A 17,160-nucleotide genomic window follows, 5' to 3' on the forward strand; every position below is an offset into this window, starting at 1 on the left:
AGAATCATTTTATTAGTAATTTTTCCTTTATCGTCTTAATATAGAATTAAACAAAGGAGGTTATTATAATGTGTACATCTATTACTTACACAACAAACGATCATTATTTTGGACGGAATTTGGATTTAGAGATTTCTTATAATGAACAGGTGACGATCACTCCAAGAAATTTTCCTTTTGTTTATCGGAAAGCACCAAAACAAGAGTCTCACTATGCGATCATCGGTATGGCAGCAGTTGTAGATAACTACCCCCTCTATTATGATGCAACAAATGAAAAAGGTTTGAGTATGGCTGGTTTGAATTTCCCTGGAAATGCCCATTTTTTTGACGAAGATGCCGAAAAGACCAATATCACACCATTTGAATTTATTCCTTGGATATTGAGTCAATGTAAAAACGTGGAAGAAGCTCGTACGTTATTAGCGGATATCAATTTAGTCAACATCAATTTCAGTGAAGAACTACCGTTATCTCCTCTTCATTGGATATTAGCAGATCAAAAAACATCGATTGTTATTGAATCAGTTGCCGAAGGATTAAAAATTTATGATAATCCAATCGGTGTACTAACAAATAATCCAACCTTTGACTATCAATTATTTAATTTGAACAACTATCGGTCAGTCTCACCGACTACCCTTAAAAATCATTTCTCCGATGAACTTGATTTATCGGTCTATTCTCGCGGTATGGGCGGATTAGGTTTACCTGGAGATTTATCATCTGCTTCTCGTTTTGTCAAAGTTGCATTTACAAAATTAAATTCTGTCAAAGCAACGACTGAACAGGAAAGCGTTAGTCAATTCTTCCATATCCTAAAATCGGTCGAACAACAAAAAGGACTATGTGACGTTGGGAATGGTCAATTTGAGTATACGATCTATTCTTCTTGTTGCAATGTGGATAAAGGAATCTATTACTACACGACTTACACAAATAGCCAAATTAATGCAGTCGATATGACGAAAGAAGATTTAGATAGTACAGAATTACTTACCTATCCATTGATTGAAGAAGAACAAGTCCACTATGTTAACTGATTATTAATCATTTTCTACGCAAAAATGCCTTGAAACATTCCGTTTCAAGGCGTTTTTTACCTATTACAATCATTAGTTGATTTTTCTAAAAGTAACCATACTCATTCCTGTGATCAGCAGACCAAATATCCATGTAAAGAAGCGATTGTGCTCGCCCGTTTTAGGTAATTGCTTCGTTGCTTCCTCTGTTGCTGTTGAAGAATTTTTATAATTAGCTGCTTGATTTGAAGAGTGAGCTATTTTTGTCATTGGTAGAATTTCTTTCGCATTTTCAGACGATTTTTTATTTACCAGTACATCTGTCGTACCAACAGATGGAATTGATTGTTTTCGAATTTGAGACAATGGTTTTACTTGCTCAGGTATTGTGATCGTTGGATTGCTGCCTTCAGGGTGGATTTGTGGTTTAATCACTTCTTCACCACCATGTCCACCATTTCCATCTTCCTCGTTATCTCCTTCATAGTTTCCATTGTTCCCCTCTGGTTTATCCGGTTTTGCATCTGGATTCTCATCTGGATTATCCGGTGTCACATCAGGATTTCCATCCGGATTATCTGGCGTCACATCGGGATTTTCATCCGGATTATCCGGTATCTCATCTGGATTTTCATCTGGATTATCCGGTGTCACATCGGGATTTTCATCTGGATTATCTGGCGTCACAACTGGGTTCTCGTCCGGATTATCTGGTGTCACATCAGGATTTCCATCCGGATTATCTGGCGTCACATCGGGATTTTCATCCGGATTATCCGGTGTCTCATCTGGATTTTCATCTGGATTATCCGGTGTCACATTGGGATTTTCATCCGGATTATCTGGCGTCACATCTGGGTTCTCGTCCGGATTGTCCGGTGTCACATCTGGATTTTCATCTGGATTATCCGGTGTCTCGTCTGGGTTTTCATCTGGATTATCCGGTTTAGGATTTGGATTAGGATCTGGATCAGTCACGCCACCTGTTCCTCCCGCTTTTTGTTCAACTGTTTGACATTGACTATATGGTGTCAAATGATGTCTATCTCCAGGTTGACCATCTGCCACCTTTACAGAGAATAAAGCAGGTCTATTGATTGGTTGTGTTAATGTAATATTAAACGTAAAAGTTGCTAGTTTGTTGTGGAATACAAGTGAAGATGGATCGTGTTCGATCTTCAATGCTGGATCAACGTTTTCAAATTGGACAACAGACTGTAAAATCGGTTGAATATCCCCTGAATAAGTCACCAGTGCCTTCACCGTGATCGTCTCTCCTAGTTTAAGTCTCATAATACCAGAGTTTGCTGAAACATGTTCTTCTAAAAATTTGATTTGATTCACATTTGCCCAGACGGAATGAGAAGCTAGTTGAGCGACATCATTGCTAGGTTGTTCATCTGTCTGTGCAGCTTCGACTGGTACAGAAACACTACTCAGTAAAACAGAAGCAAAGAGAAGACTTAAATATTTCATGAGAATTCCTCCTATTTAATATCATTATCATGTTAAACATAAGATAATATAGATTGAGACGGAAGATTTACTGTTTTTTTGTGTAAAATAAAGAAATTTTCAGTAAAATTTTCAACCGGAGGAATTTCAATGCAAACACAAGAAGCAATCAAAACGTTTTTATTAAAGAAGAAAAATGTAACAAAACTTGAGATTTTTCTTTTTTTAACTGAGCATCAGTTCTTTATCACCACGCACTATCTAGCCGACCATTTTAAGATGTCTGATTCAAATTTTCTTTTATATCTTCATGAAATCGAACAGGACTTCCATGCTTTGGGCATAAATAATCTTGAAGTAGTGAAAAACAAAAAGTTTGTCAAAATTTCTTTGAACGATGCTGACCTTGCGAAGTGTTATTACGAATTATTTGGTAAATATTGTTTTGAATCAACTAATTTTCAAATCATCGCTGCCTTACTTCGACAAAAAGTCAACTCAATGGTCACGATCAGCCAAATGACAAATTACAGTCCTTCATATCTCTATTCTAAAATGAAAGCAATCAACCAATTTTTAGCTTTATATGGAATCTCCTTCAAGTTTTCAAGTAAAGGAAAAAAAATAATCACTGGTAGTGAAGTTCAAATCCAATATTGTTTTCTAGATGTCTATTGGACGATTTTTGCTAATACCTCCCTTCCCTATCACAAGGAAGAGCCAAAAAAAATCGAGTACACACTCCATGTCTTCTTCAAGAAAGAGTTATTGGATGGGATGAATGGTGGCGTCTTGGACAAGTTGTATCTTCTCTTAAAACTTTGCCAAGACAACTTTCCTATGACTTCTTTAGAAAATGTTCAAAAAGAATTAAGTCAGTTTAAGTATATTGATCTTTTGATTGAACCTGATGTGGATATTTTGAATCCTGATTTACCGATTTGTCGGGAACAACGAATCATACTCAATTTATTAGCACGCCTAACGATTTCTCAGTTGGATAGTGAAGAGCAAAGTTTGACGCACTATCAAAGACTGTTAGCGATCGATTTTCCTTATTTGATTTATTCCAAGAAATTAGTTGAAGCATTCAGTCAGCGTTTCGCTTTAGAGCTACCTGAAAAACAAAAAAAGTTATATGCACTGTCCTTTACGATCAATAAACTTCACAATACCTTTTTGGATAGCGAACAGCCAAATACGCCTTTACCGACTTTCTTACTTTATAAAGATCAGAAAAACTATGAACACTTAAAAAAAGTCGTAGCTGAATTTTATGAGAATTTCCGGCAAGAAAATTGGCATTACTTACCAGATTTTCTAGAAAAAGAAAATATTTCATGGGTAATCGAAGAATTACTCCATTTCTACGACCGTTTCAAAAAGCAACCACCGATCATCATCGGTGTGAATCATACGAAAGACTTTTATATCAGTAAAGATTTAATTGTTAAAATCGAACAAATTTTTTCAAAAGAGGCAATCGTCATCCAACGTTACTATATGGAACAATGCGATATCGTCATTAGTGATTGCCCGCTAAACCAGCTACCTGAGAGTATCAAAAAGATTTATTTGTTAAACGGCATCGTTCGTCCAGATGATTGGAAAAAGATGATTGCTCAGTTAGCTACCTTTATTTTTGAGATCAAACAAGAACGTGACTACGCTGATTTTGATTGATCTTCACAGATACAATTAGTATCATGTAGCATTCTTACTATCTATCCCCTTGTTCACTGAACTTTCATGAGACTTGACACTATAGCTATTCTTTTTGAACAGTTCATTATATAATAATGGAAAAAGGAGCTTCTTTATGACTGAACATCGAATTTTTACTATGCCTTTTTCTTCTGTCTATCCTCTTTATCTAAAAAAAGCAGAACGAAAAAATCGTACAAAAGAGGAAGTTAACCAAATCATTTATTGGTTGACCGGCTATGAACAAACTAAATTAGAAGAACAGATCAAACTGGAAAAGGACTTCAAAACTTTCTTTGCTGAGGCACCGAGATTGAATCCTGACCGAAAATTGATCACTGGCGTCATTTGTGGTGTTAGAGTAGAAAATATTGAAGAGCCATTGATGCAAGAAATTCGTTATTTGGATAAGTTGATCGATGAGTTAGCCAAAGGAAAGAAAATGGAAAAAATCCTTAGAAAATAATGGAATTACTAGTTATTAGTTGGTTTATACATCAATAACCGTTAAAATAAAAAAAAGGAGATTATAATAATGTATGAACTTATTCGAAGTAATTTTCAAAGACATGCTATTTTACGAGCAGCTATTTATATCATTGCTGGTATCGCCATAGTCATCAATCCAACTGCCGTATTTAATTTTGTCGGCTATCTTATCACTGCTTATTTTGTTTTATTAGGTCTGATCAATTTATTTGAAGCCTATAAAAACAAGCAAAAAACGGGTGCTTGGGGATTTGGACTTTTCAGTGCAATTGCTTTTCTGATTTTCGGACTGATCGTGTTCTTATTTGCATCAGCAATCGTTTCGATCTTACCAATTCTTTTAGGCTTGATGATTTTGGCAAATGGCGCATTTCAATTATTCATCAGTTTGAATACGAAATCAAAAGGATGGTCATTATACAGCGTGATTTTACTGATTGGCGGATTGATTTTATTATTTAATCCATTCCAAAGCTTGATGGTACTTTTCCAAATCTTTGGCGGTATCTTGATCTTTATGGGGATTTCTGAAATCATCAACTACTTTAAAGTAAGAAATATGTATGTCAATTGATTAGTTATTTAAATTCGAGGTTGGGCTTAATGCCTAGCCTTTTTTGTCGTGCGCTTTCATCTATCCACACAATGGACGATACTACATAAATAACGTTATTTATGTTATCCTGTTTAGGAGGTCATTTGACACGAATAAAATAAATTCTTTTTTGAGAAAGGAAGGATGAAAAGAATGGAATTTATAGGTATTCTCTGTTTGATCTTGTTAGCGACAACCATTGGCTCTCACCTTTCACGGAGGTTTGGTGTACCTGCGGTGATTGGTCAACTACTCGTTGGCGTCTTGCTTGGTGGTGCGGGTCTGGGATGGGTGCATCCAAATATTCTCGTCCACGATTTTTCAGAAATAGGTGTCATTTTATTGATGTTTTTAGCTGGATTGGAAAGCGATCTTTCTCTTTTGAAAAAATACTTTCGACCAGGAATGTTCGTTGCTTTATTAGGGATCATACTCCCCGTATTATTTGGTTGGTTGACAGGTGAAATTTTCCAAGTGACTAGGAATGAAGCTATCTTCTTTGGAATCATCCTCGCAGCAACTTCTGTAAGTATCTCTGTTGAGGTATTGAAAGAACTTCATGTAGTCAATACAAAAGAAGGTTCGACTATCTTAGGCGCTTCAGTAGTTGATGACATTCTTGTTGTATTGGTGTTAAGTTTCAGCTTATCATTTTTGACGGGAGAATCTGGCAGCAGCCTCCCTTTACCGCTTCTTTTATTGGAGCAAGTGATTTACTTTATTTTTATATTTTTATTAGTCAAATGGATTGCCCCATTTTTGATGTCACTAGCTGGAAAAATCTATGCTAACTCTGCGATTATCATTGTTTCCTTGGTTTTATGTCTAGGTATGTCCTACATTGCTGATTTGATTGGACTAAGTTCAGTCATTGGTGCATTTTTTGCAGGGATCGCGGTAAGTCAAACCTCGGTCAAAGAAGAAGTGTATCATAATGTCGAGGCATTAGGTTATGCCGTATTTATCCCAGTCTTTTTTGTCAGTGTTGGACTAGAAGTCGATTTCTCTAACTTTGGAGAACAATTGATTTTTATCTTGATCCTAACGACTGTTGCAGTCTTGACTAAACTTGGTGGTGGTTATCTAGGGGCGAAAGTAGCCGGTTTTTCAACGAATAGTGCCTTTATGGTAGGAGCTGGCATGATCTCACGTGGGGAAATGGCGCTGATCATTTTACAAATTGGACAACAAAGCCAATTGATTGAAGCAAAATATTATTCTCCACTTGTGATCGTAATCTTATTAAGTACCTTGATCTCTCCATTGATTCTTAAATACTTTACTAGAAAAGTGTATCATGGGTGATTCGTTCTCAGATAAATAGAGAGCCTTTCTACTAGATTTTTCGAATCTAATAGAAAGGCTCTATTTTTGATTAAATAATATGCTCTTTGCTATCGTTCCATAACTCTTCTGGCGAGTAATAATCATTTTCATTCAGAACAAGAGTGCCATCTGGTTGAATTTCAATGGTCGATCCTACCCAGGTTGTTTGTGAAGCCAATAAACTATTCTTTCTCTTGCCATTTTTCATCGAAAAAGCTTCTGCATGTTCTTTGGCTAAATGTGATTTTAAATATCTTGTTTCCCCATTATCAAATTGGATCTTCAACATGCTTGCTGCCATCTCCGCTTTTAATGCTCTTGGAACATCAGTCATTTTGTCTCCTCCTCTTGTTATTTACACTCGTTTCTATAGACTAGTGTATCACTAGAAAAGGAAAATAACCAATGATTTTGTATCCGATTTCAAACTCTATATTTATTGGTAATTTTGGTTCAAATATTGTAATAAAGCAGGCGCTCGATTAGTAGCAGAATCGCCTTCTTCTCTGTTTTCTAACATGCTGATCACCAAGTAGCCATTTGTATCAGGATTGATCGCATAAAGGAAACTGTTTTCTTGTCCTTTTTCATCCTGCTTTTCTTTGATTTCAGCTGTTCCTGTTTTCGCGGCAAGCGGAATGCCTAGAGCAGCTAAAGAATGTGCAGTTCCGTTAGGATCTTGCACAACGTCGACTAAATCTGGCAAAATCGTTTGGACACTTGATTCACTGATCACATTTTTCTTATCTTTAGTTTCCTGATCCATGACTAATCGTGGATAAACTAAACTGCCATTATTTGCAAAAACACTATACATCGCAGCTTGTTGGATCGGGTTGATCAACAATTGTCCCTGACCATAGCCAGTATCTGCCAACAGAATCTCCGAATTGAATGAGTCTTCATTTGAGATTTGCGCAGGATCCATTTGGATCGGTAAATCTAGCTCTTCACCGAAAATGAATTGATTCAGTCCTTTTCTAAAGGCTTCTTCCCCCATTTTCAATGTTTCTTGTGCCATATAGATATTATCAGAATAAACTAAAGCATTTTTCAAGTTCACTTGTGGTACATCACTGACACGTGTCACTTGGTAAGAACCCCAAGAGCTATCTTTTTGCCACTTCAATCCATTGATCGTTAATATTTCATCTGGATTCAATGTCCCATTATCTAAGCCGATGGCTGCGGTGATCATTTTAAATGTTGAACCCGGAGCATAACCTGTTGCAAAACGGCTAATAAACGGACGATTGGGATCTTCTTCATAAGCTTTGTAATCGTCCTGTGAAATACCATTCGTCATTTTATTTGGATCATAGCTAGGTGAACTGACAAGTGCCAACAAATCTCCAGTTTTAGGGGCTGTCGCCACAGTAGAACCTGGTTTTCCATCTAGACTGTCGAATGCCGTTTTTTGCGCATTGGCATCGATCGTCAACTGGATATCCTGACCATTTTTCACTTCATGTTGAAGCAAGACAGCTTTTTCATTTCCTTCTTCATCTGTCACACTTAATTTCCCACCGTTCGTTCCTCTTAATTCTTTGTCATAAGCCATCTCTAAGCCCGAACGCCCGATTTTTCCTGTGCTACTCAACTCAGGATTTTTTTCAATATCTTCTGCGGTGATATCTCCTACGTAACCAATCAATTGGGCAGCGGCTTCCCCTAACGGATAATAACGACCGTCAACTTCTTGGATCGTTGCTCCACTTGGAAGTTCTGGTGTTTCCCCTTCAATGATCTTTAAAGGAACAAAGTAATCGGGTTGGACCCAACCTTGAGAAATCGCCTGTTCAATACTGTCTTCAGTCAAATCGAAGGCTTCAGCGATTGCTTTGATATTTGTTGTTTTTTCCTCACCCTCACCTAATTTTGCAGGTACGACACCTAATTGTTTTAATTTTCCGGTCGTGGCTAAGGGCTGTTTATTGCGGTCCAAGATTTCACCACGAGCCGCTATGTCTGTGCTTAAGCTGACTTTATCTTGCCCTTCCATTTGCGGAAAAATCAAATTAGGTTGCCAATTGATTTTGGTTTGATCTCCTTCTTGCGACAAGGTTCCTTCGTATGCTAAGTCTTTCAATTCACCTAGCGTCGTATTCATTTTAGCTTTATACGTAAATTCATACGTATCATTCTCTTTTTTCGTCACGGATAAATCTGAGAGTTTGATCCCTCTGATTTCTGCTGCACCATAAATATTTTGATATTTCTCTAAAATATCTTGTTCAGTAAGATCACTACCGTTTTCTACTTGAAGTGATTTCACCGCTTCTTCATAATTTTCCTGGTTCAGAGAGTCGATAAATCCTTCAATCGTTTTTTCTCCAGCTTTTACCGCTTGTTGTTCCTGGACGTGTTGATAATAAAAGAAGCCACCACCAGCTGCTGCAAGCAAGACGACGATTCCCGCTCCAATATAGATGCCAGTCGATTTTTTCTTTTGTCTGTCACTCCTCTTCATGTTTTGAATACCTCTCTTTATTAAAAGTACGAATCAAAGATATTCTAACACATGGAAGGGGAAATAGAATAGCAGCCCAAATGATTCTTAATCAGTACTGTTCTTATATTAACTTTATTTTAATCAAAAATAGAGAGTGGGACATTTGCCCTCTCGCATTTGCTAAAATCGAATAAACGGTGGGGACAGATGTAACTTCATAGGAAATAAGGCACCATCCATAAAAATTTGAGGAACAATTTTCGTGGATGGTGCCTTATTTATTGAGGCTAAACACTTATGCCTCGATCTCTATCAATATAGTCATTTAGTTATTTATCTAAAAACTCGTGTATCGCTTGTTGATTTTTAGTTAAGTCGATTTCCAAGACACTACCAGCTGGTGTATTATCATTGAAGTCCCAACTTTTATCAACGGGCACGGATAGTGTATCGATTTTCTTCTCGTCATTTAGGAAATCTAACCCACAATCTAACAGAACACTTTCCGGTAGATTTGTTTGGATACTACCTAAAAGTTTACCGATCGCCTTAGGTAATTTGATGATCGATGTGACATCTTTCAATTGACTGGCTACCGCCTCAACAACTTGTTGTTGTCTACGGATACGTCCAAAATCACCTTCTTCATCTTCACGAAAACGAGCATATTGTAGCAAGGTATTTCCGTCCATCGTTTGCTTTCCTTTTTTGATAGCTACCCCATCTAAATCTAAATCTTTTTCTGCATCGATCGTTACGCCATCTGGAAACAATTCATCGATACAATCAATAAAATCTTGAAACGTAATACTTGCATAATAAGGGGTCTCCAACTTGAAATTTTCTTGTAAGGTTTGGTTCAATAAGTCGATACCACCATAAGAATAGGCAGCGTTGATCTTATTCATTCCATAACCAGGAATAGAGACGTAAGAATCTCTCATGATAGAAATCAATTTGGCTTGTTTGGTCTTTTGATCATATTGGGCGACCATCAAAGAATCTGAACGGCCATTTTCTTCTTTTGATCGTGCATCAGAACCGATCAATGCCACATTGATGATCGATGGGACATCTTGTGCATTGACTTTCTCAACTGTTGCAGATTGTTTCACTGATGAGAACCCTTGAATAAATTCAAAAGAAAAAAAGCCAATGACCATTGCAAGTACTAACAAGATACTTAATACGATTTTTTGAAATGGTTTCATTCAGTTGACCCTTCCTTTCAAACTCTTCTACTTGAAACGTGTAGCTTTGTCTATTATGATGAGTCAAGTAAAGAGTTTATTCTCTTTCATGTCTTTCGGTCGATTGAGCTGCAACTCGTCGACCTTTTTTGTTTGTCTATCTGGTTTATTTCGTGCAGCATTCTTTGTAGTGATATGAATACCTCTGTTGATAAAATCAAATAGCTTGTTCCAGCGCATCCCCTTTCTTCTCCAGACACAAGTTAGGCAAAGCGAGCAAAAAAGGGAAAGAAAGCATAAGAAAAGGCCAGAAACCTTTTCGAACAAGATTTCTGACCTAGCATCATCTCATCGTCCGAGTTTTAGCACTATACAACGTAAAGAACGTATTCTTAGCTATTGGAAAAAGCCTTAATCCGACAATTCCTGTTTGACCCATTGGCGTCTTTCGACGTTTCTGGGCAATAGCCTATGTTTGTATAGGAGCCTCACCTAACAAGGTTAGTACTTATTTGATTTTCACAAAATTTATCATATTCCTCTTCGCATCGATAATCAATAAAATAAAGAATAAAATAACTAAATTAAACTTTATTTAATAAATATGAGGATATCATTTGATCCATAAATCATTTTTACGTTAGAAAAAACTGCGTTATCGACGTACATTTATTCCGGACGCAACAAGCGAATGATCTCACCTAACTTTCCGTAGTCGTTTCCTGCTAAGCGACTGATTGGTTGTAACTGTTTCGGATCAATATAGCCTGTTTGTTCATCATAAACAGCTTCACTTATTTGATAAGTAGAAATTTGCAGTAAAAATAAATCAGCGGTCGTTTCTTGTTTTTTTTTGATCGGCACGTGTTGGTATAGTGTCGTTTCAAAGGCAATACTTGCTTCATTGATCCTTGGGACGCTGATAGTATCTGATTCGGAAGTAGTGAAAGAAGTCAACGTCAATTCACTTTCTTCGCTCGATAAGCTAGCAGCTGTCTGATTAGCATCTACCAGAATTCTTTCGTCTAGAACATGGATCACTGCTTCTTTTGTATCGATAAGATGTTTTGCCGTATCTTTCCACTCCCCATTTTTTCTTTGGATAGCTAAAGAAAGAATCGGTGGATTTGAACTAACAATATTGAAGTAACTAAATGGTGCAACATTGGTCACTCCTTGTAAAGATCTTGTTGCAACCACTGCCACCGGACGAGGGATAACTGAACCGATCAATAGTTTATAATTTTCTCTTTCTGTTAAGTCTGAAGGTACTCGTTTGAACATTTCTTTTCCTACTTTCTGGTTGAATGACCATTTCTGATGATAATCATGGTATCGAACAATCTAAAGCATTGTCAACTAAACGTTCTTACTACTAGCTTTTTTGATACAAAAACACCCAGTGCAGTTAGATGCACTGAGTGTGAATTTGATTATTTCAAGCGGAATAATGTCGGCGCTTGATTTGGAGACCATGTTACATCACCAAAGTTAAAATGTGTTACAAGGGTTGTGTATACTCGTCCTTGGAAGCTTACTTCTTCGTTTGCAGTATAAAGTTCCGGTGAAGACATAGAACCTAATCTCCATTCACGGACACCTTCGATTGTTTCATCTTGTTTCGTTGTCACTAATAGAGTGTTACTTGCGTCTGAAACTTCGTCTGTAGTACTGATTGCACGTACCACGTATGAATAGGTTGTACCAGAAGCTAAGTTCTCATCTGTGTAACTCGTAGATGGTGTTGAAGCCACTAACTGACCATTACGATAAATATCATATTGTTTGATTCCTTGTGTATGTGTTGAAGCTCCCCACATCAATGATACGCTTGAAGTCGTTTCACCCATTGAATGTAAGTTTTTAGGAGCAGTTGGTTTTTCTTCCGCAGTTGTCGCTCTAGTTGTTACTGAAATCGTTGTTTTGTCAGATGTCAATCCAGTTTGGCTAACTGCTTCGATCTCATAGTTGTAGGTTGTTTCTTCATTTAGTCCTGCATCTTTAAATTCTGGATCATTTGTATTGCCAACTAATTCACCGTCACGGTAAACGTTATATGATACAGTATTTGCTTGTCCATTCCATGCTAATTCTACAGAAGAAGCAGTCACATTTTCAGCACGTACATTTTGAGGAGCCTGAGGTTTCACAGGAATAGCTGAATCACCTTTTACATCCACGTCAATCACGTTATAGAATGCATTAGCTGTGTCCGCTACATCCCAAACAGCTAAAATCACATGGTAACCTAAACGATCACTTGGTACGTTGATTGCGTGTGGTGTCGTTGATGCTGGTGTTCCATTATGGTTGATTGTACCGATCAATTCAAAATCAGAACGTTCCAATTTATCATTTGGGTTCCAGTCAGCTTTCGTCATATAATAATGCCATTTTGTCGTCGCATGTCCGACAGTATAGCGCCATGTAAATAAATTCGCACCTTGGTTGATTCCTTGTTTTGTCCATAAAGTTGAGGTTTGTTGATCAAGATTGAAATCACCAAGCGAACCACCTGCTGATGCAATTTGTCCATCGGCTGGTCCAGCTTGTGGGTATCCTTTTAATGCTTCTAAAGATTGAGGTTCGTTGATAACAGCCCCATATTTTTGAAAAGCAGCAGTCCAGTTTGAATTTCTGTCTAAATGTCCTTGATACCCACGACTGATAGGAGACTGTACATATCCATGTGCAGATGCTTCATTCCCACCAATTGCTAAGCTTGCTCCAAATAAAATACTTGAGCATAAAATGGTTCCTAAAATTTGTTTTTTCATGTTTCCCTCCATAATTAACGATTAATATAGATAACTCCAGATTTTTCAAAAAAATTCTATTATGTATTTGCTTTTGTTATCTTAAATTAAGAATAACAGACAGATATGATTAAATCTAACCGGTTATTACCGCAAGCAAGGTAATAATAAATTACAAAAAAAATGTTAAAACACCGTACAAAATGTTGTATAAACAAGATTTTATGGACGTATTTTAGTAATAGATATTCCAAAAAAATATTACTTGTTTCTATTCTTAATTTTTTTATTATAAATTAACAAAGTTTGAATGATTCAATTTTCGTTATTTCTTATTTGTAAAAAAAACTATAACTCTAGCTATAATAACATCTATCCCCTTGCTCTTTTGCTGGTGTAAGTTCATTCATTTGCGGTATCAATTGCTTCATCATATGATGATACAAAGGGGGGTGTATGTATGAGCGCTTGGCTGATCTTACCCTTTGCAGTTTTACTGTTTTCATTAACGAGTTGTGAAGAGCCACAGCAGATGACCGTTCCTGATCAAACGAAAAGGACCACTTCTACTATCGAGCAAACAACCACTGAACAAACCGATCATTTAATTGAAGAAACGGAGGAATCGCTTATGAGTTACGCATCTGGCAGTTTATTAGCCGCAGTTGAAGACAACGATCGAAAGAAAGTTGAGGATATTCTAAAAACAGAGTATTCAATCGATGAACAAAATGACAAAGGTGAGACACCTTTACTGATTGCCACCCATCATGATTTTGTTGAAATCGCCAAACTTCTGATCGATCATGGTGCGTCGATCGACATCCAGGATACGATCCAAGACAGCCCTTACCTTTACGCTGCCGCACAAGGAAAAACAGAGATTCTATCTTATATGTTGGAACATCGTGAACCAAATCAAGCAATTGTCAATCGTTTTGGCGGTAATGCCTTGATTCCAGCAGCTGAAAAAGGCCATTTAGATAATGTGAAACTTCTATTAACCGACGCACGTGTGGACATCGACCATCAAAATAATTATGGTTATACCGCGTTGATTGAAGCAGTTGCTTTACGAGATGGGTCTGAAATCTATCAACAAATCGTTAAAGAACTGTTGAATCATGGCGCAAACAAAACATTACGTGACAATCAAGGAAAAACTGCGGAAGATTATGCTAGAGAACTGGGATATACTAAGATATTGGCACAACTGACTCAATCATAAAATAAATATAAGCGCTGAAAAATCTCCCTAAAATGCGATGTACACGCATTCGAGGGAGATTTTCATGCTAATATTTTTATTTGCCGATCACGTTGAAATTATGATTCACCTTTGCAACAATCACTTTTTTTCGTTTGAGATAGTCGGCAATCAATTCGGTCATATCGATTGGACATTCTTTTACGATCTTCTCCGCTGAAAACATCTTATAATTACCACCACCTACTGCTCGATATTGATTGATCACCACTTCTAGTGGTTTATCTAAGGGAATTGGCTCTCCTGCTTTTTCAAAGCGTGTCACACGATGACCGATTGGTTGATTTAAATCAATCGTGTAATTTATACCTTCATACATATCATAGTTATAATATTGAGGCTTGGGCTGGATATACTTTGGGTCAAACGTAATTCCTTCATCGGTTGCCATTAAGTAACCAGCTGTTTGTTCGAGCGCTGCTTTCAGTTCTTGTCCAGTCACACGTACAACAGCCAGAGTATTCGGGTAAATATAATTCGTAAGAATATGACGCATGCTGACAGATTGTGGGAATCCCGTCACTTCATTATTGAATAAGGCTGTTCCTGAAATCTCTGCTCCAGTTGCATCCATCTGTATTCGATTGATCAGTTCAATATATGGATGCTCATTGACTCTTGCTGCTATAGGATCAACAATCCGTAGATTGCCCAGCACTTCTCCCACTGGTTGGTCTAGCCACATATCTAATGCTTTAGAAACCGGTTCAATTTGTTTAAGGATTGTAGGATCTGGAGAACCCTCTTTCGTTGGATAAAGTTTACACGAGTGATCCAAGACGACAAACTTGTTGTCTTGTTTTTTGACAGTTAGTTGGATTGCTCCTACAAAAGCCCCACGATAGCCTGGCTGGATCACAGGTACCCCATTGACGATTTCAGCAAGCTCACGATGTTGATGCCCTGTGACTAACGCATCGATCCCAGGCACTTCTTGTAACAACCGACTGGCTTCATTTTCACCGGTCAATGCTTCAGTCGGCTCGTTTGTTGTTAAATCTTTTTCAAAACCGCCATGGTATGCGACGACGACTAAGTCTGCTAACTCACGTAATAAAGGCACGTATTTTTTGGCGGTTTCAACAGCCGACATAAAATGAAGATCCTTGATTGTTTCAGGGTTTTCCCAGTTGGGGATATACTGGGTCACGAGTCCCAAAACAGCCACTTTGATCCCTTGTTTCTCAATGATCTGATACGGAGGTAAAACTGATTCCTGTTGATTCTTCCTCAACATATTGGCCACGACTATTGGGAAATCATAGGATTGGATTGCTTCATTCAAATAGGACCAGCCATAATTGAATTCATGATTGCCTAACACACCAACATCATAGTTCATGCCGTTTAGAAGCTTCGTTAACGTCGAGACAGAATACTCCGATTGTTTTGCAACAAAATAACTAAGTGGCGAACCTTGGATAAAGTCACCGTTCTCAATCATGAATACCGGACCGCTTACTGCCTGTCTTAATTCCTTCAGTTTTCCGGCTACTTTCGCCACGCCAAATGGTTGTTCTAAGTCACTGGCATAATTCGTCGACAGAATGTAACCGTGCATGTCACTTGTTGCAAGGATTGTCACTTCCATTATCTCATCCTCTCAGTCGTTTTTATTGATTCCAAGCGTCTTCTAACTGGGGTACTGAATCTGAGATCAATTGATCTGTATCTTGATTCGTATTAGCTAATATATTTTCCATGATCGTACGCATTTCATTGAACGCATTGTCACTATTCTCCACAACTGGAATCGAGAACAATTCTTTAGTTGCACCCTCTAACTGTCGTGGTACTTTTGTTTCAGATGAATTTTTGTAGTCATCACTTTCTAATACTGATTCGATCGTTGGCATATAGCCAGTCATGGTTGCCCAATACAACTGGTTTTCTGGCTCTGATAAGAATTTCATATATAAAAATGCTGCTGTCCGTTCTTCTGGTGTGGCACTACTGAACATATAAAGATCCGTTCCTTGTTGTAAATTGATTTTTTCAGGACGTGGAGCAACATCATACGTAAATACACCTTCCGTATCTTTCTTTACATAGCCTTCCCCTGCAATCGAACCAATAAACATCGCTACCTTTTGATTGGCAAACGGACCAGATAAATAGTTGTCCGATCCTGCGATCCGGAAGTACCCATCTTTGACACCCTCCGCGTAGTAGTTGATCAATTCTTTGGATTCGTCACTAGTCAAATCTGTCTCTTTGTCAAATTCGACTCCTTTGTTTTCCATACCGATCGTATAATAGTTGTTCAAAGAATCGAATCCGGCTCCTACCACTTCGCCATTCGTTGCTTCATAAATCGTTTTTGATGCTTCTTTTAGTTCATCTAATGTCGTGGGCACAGGGACATCATATTTTTCTAACATATCTTTATTATAAAAGAGCATTTCAGTCGATTTATTAAAAGGAATACCATACTGGACATCATCGATCTTGGCGCCATCCATCAAAGAGGTGCGAATCTCTTCTTGGTCTTGCCATCCAATCGTGTCATTATTGATCAAAGGTTGTAGATCGACGAGCATCTCATCTTGAGCCGCGTTATATAACCAACCAGGATATGCCTGAGTGATTGTTGGAAGATCTCCTGCTGATGGAAGAGTAGCATTGATCTTTGCTTGTAGATCAGAATATTGGGCTTGATTTTGCAATTCGACTTTGATAGTTGGGTTTGCTTTGACAAAATCATCGGTCATTTTTTGTAACGCTGTTTCTTGCGCACCATTCATTGCGTGCCAAAAAGTGATCGTCGTCTCTTCTGTTAGATCAGTGACGATTTCTTCACTAGATGAAGAGGCATTCGAGCCAGTGTTCCCACAAGCGCCTAAAGTCATTACAGCTGCTGATGCTACCAAAAACTTACTAATAGTTGTCCATTTCATTTTTCAT

At 37.7% G+C, this 17,160-nt stretch carries 15 protein-coding genes and 1 riboswitch; of the genes, 6 read left to right on the plus strand and 9 right to left on the minus strand.

Features of this window, described 5'->3' with window-relative positions:
* Positions 1–68 precede the first annotated feature (68 nt).
* Complete coding sequence (bsh, locus tag EM4838_RS06820) at positions 69–1,043, plus strand: choloylglycine hydrolase (protein WP_071867091.1); 975 nt, start codon at positions 69–71, stop codon at positions 1,041–1,043.
* A 72-nt stretch (positions 1,044–1,115) separates the two neighbouring features.
* Here bsh and EM4838_RS17080 read toward each other — a convergent pair whose 3' ends face one another.
* A complete protein-coding gene (locus EM4838_RS17080) occupies positions 1,116–2,498 on the minus strand; it encodes an LPXTG cell wall anchor domain-containing protein (RefSeq protein WP_100917254.1) in 1,383 nt (460 codons plus the stop codon).
* 129 nt (positions 2,499–2,627) lie between these two features.
* Here EM4838_RS17080 and EM4838_RS06830 point away from each other — a divergent pair, with 129 nt between their 5' ends.
* From EM4838_RS06830 to EM4838_RS06845, 4 genes are all read left to right on the plus strand, one after another.
* Entirely contained in the window at positions 2,628–4,160 is a 1,533-nt protein-coding gene (locus EM4838_RS06830) for a helix-turn-helix domain-containing protein (protein WP_071867412.1), read from the plus strand.
* Between the two features lie 136 nt (positions 4,161–4,296).
* Entirely contained in the window at positions 4,297–4,647 is a 351-nt protein-coding gene (locus EM4838_RS06835; RefSeq protein ID WP_071867413.1) for a DUF2200 domain-containing protein, read from the plus strand.
* 69 nt (positions 4,648–4,716) lie between these two features.
* Positions 4,717–5,244, plus strand: coding sequence for a DUF308 domain-containing protein (locus tag EM4838_RS06840; protein ID WP_071867414.1), 528 nt, complete (start codon positions 4,717–4,719; stop codon positions 5,242–5,244).
* A 174-nt stretch (positions 5,245–5,418) separates the two neighbouring features.
* Positions 5,419–6,570 carry a cation:proton antiporter gene (locus EM4838_RS06845; protein ID WP_010735399.1) on the plus strand — a complete coding sequence of 384 codons (1,152 nt, stop codon included), beginning with the start codon at positions 5,419–5,421 and terminating at the stop codon, positions 6,568–6,570.
* A gap of 70 nt (positions 6,571–6,640) precedes the next feature.
* On the opposite strand, the gene EM4838_RS06850 is transcribed toward EM4838_RS06845, so the two are convergent.
* The 6 genes from EM4838_RS06850 to EM4838_RS06870 form a co-directional block, all read right to left on the minus strand.
* Positions 6,641–6,925 (minus strand): hypothetical protein, encoded by a 285-nt coding sequence (locus EM4838_RS06850; protein WP_071867415.1) that lies wholly within the window; start codon positions 6,923–6,925, stop codon positions 6,641–6,643.
* A 102-nt stretch (positions 6,926–7,027) separates the two neighbouring features.
* Positions 7,028–9,061 (minus strand): penicillin-binding protein PBP4(5), encoded by a 2,034-nt coding sequence (gene pbp4 / locus EM4838_RS06855; protein ID WP_071867416.1) that lies wholly within the window; start codon positions 9,059–9,061, stop codon positions 7,028–7,030.
* A 311-nt stretch (positions 9,062–9,372) separates the two neighbouring features.
* Positions 9,373–10,254: an LCP family protein gene (locus EM4838_RS06860; RefSeq protein WP_071867417.1), complete on the minus strand. Its 882-nt coding sequence runs from the start codon at positions 10,252–10,254 to the stop codon at positions 9,373–9,375.
* Between the two features lie 63 nt (positions 10,255–10,317).
* Positions 10,318–10,473, minus strand: a complete 156-nt coding sequence (locus tag EM4838_RS16475) for a hypothetical protein (protein WP_157811373.1) — start codon at positions 10,471–10,473, stop codon at positions 10,318–10,320.
* Positions 10,474–10,573: 100 nt separating this feature from the next.
* A riboswitch (M-box (ykoK) riboswitch) is annotated at positions 10,574–10,740 on the minus strand.
* 162 nt (positions 10,741–10,902) lie between these two features.
* Positions 10,903–11,517 (minus strand): flavin reductase family protein, encoded by a 615-nt coding sequence (locus EM4838_RS06865; protein ID WP_071867418.1) that lies wholly within the window; start codon positions 11,515–11,517, stop codon positions 10,903–10,905.
* A 149-nt stretch (positions 11,518–11,666) separates the two neighbouring features.
* Positions 11,667–13,010: a lytic polysaccharide monooxygenase gene (locus tag EM4838_RS06870; RefSeq protein ID WP_071867419.1), complete on the minus strand. Its 1,344-nt coding sequence runs from the start codon at positions 13,008–13,010 to the stop codon at positions 11,667–11,669.
* Between the two features lie 439 nt (positions 13,011–13,449).
* Between EM4838_RS06870 and EM4838_RS06875 the strand changes: the two genes are divergently transcribed.
* Positions 13,450–14,217, plus strand: coding sequence for an ankyrin repeat domain-containing protein (locus EM4838_RS06875; RefSeq protein ID WP_071867420.1), 768 nt, complete (start codon positions 13,450–13,452; stop codon positions 14,215–14,217).
* 76 nt (positions 14,218–14,293) lie between these two features.
* Here EM4838_RS06875 and EM4838_RS06880 read toward each other — a convergent pair whose 3' ends face one another.
* Both EM4838_RS06880 and EM4838_RS06885 read right to left on the minus strand, forming a co-directional pair.
* Positions 14,294–15,847 (minus strand): bifunctional metallophosphatase/5'-nucleotidase, encoded by a 1,554-nt coding sequence (locus tag EM4838_RS06880; RefSeq protein WP_071867421.1) that lies wholly within the window; start codon positions 15,845–15,847, stop codon positions 14,294–14,296.
* Positions 15,848–15,869: 22 nt separating this feature from the next.
* Entirely contained in the window at positions 15,870–17,153 is a 1,284-nt protein-coding gene (locus EM4838_RS06885) for an extracellular solute-binding protein (protein ID WP_071867422.1), read from the minus strand.
* Positions 17,154–17,160 lie beyond the last annotated feature (7 nt).

It is taken from the genome of Enterococcus mundtii, assembly GCF_002813755.1.
GTDB classification, from domain to species: domain Bacteria; phylum Bacillota; class Bacilli; order Lactobacillales; family Enterococcaceae; genus Enterococcus_B; species Enterococcus_B mundtii.